Origin of the sequence: Chromohalobacter sp. HP20-39, from assembly GCF_033052815.1 — a bacterium.
In the GTDB taxonomy this organism is placed as follows: Bacteria; Pseudomonadota; Gammaproteobacteria; order Pseudomonadales; family Halomonadaceae; genus Chromohalobacter.
In genome coordinates this window covers 1-358 of the sequence record NZ_JAWHTP010000295.1, presented here as the reverse complement: position 1 = coordinate 358, position 358 = coordinate 1, and the positions used below count along the sequence as shown (strand labels likewise).

1 protein-coding gene is annotated in these 358 nt (G+C 58.1%); it reads left to right on the top strand.

From position 1 onward, the window contains the following. Positions 1–278, top strand: a 278-nt coding sequence (locus tag RVY79_RS18060) for a hypothetical protein (RefSeq protein WP_317465903.1), incomplete at its 5' end; no start/stop codon positions are given. Positions 279–358: the final 80 nt, after the last annotated feature.

Genomic DNA, 358 nt, shown 5'->3' with positions numbered 1-358 from the left:
GAAGCGACAAGCTGTCCAGCGACAGCGATGATTTTGATCTCTGGCTGTACATGGCGACAGATGTTCCGACCAGCCTGAGAACGCTGCTACTCAGTGCGCTCAACTCGTATCATCATGGCATGCCGACTGATTCACATGGACAATTCTCGGGCGCTGGGACGTCCGGGAACTGGGGCGATGACGCTCCGGATCAGAGAGCCTCGGATGCTGCTGCAGCTGCCATGGGGCTCGAAGCGCTGGCTATCTCGACAGATGACAGTCTCGGGCGCTACTCCTGACACGTTCGAAATCTTGAGCAAGCGGGGACGCGAGATGATCGAAGAGGCGAAGAGCGAGAACGCACCGAGCTTCTTCCTGC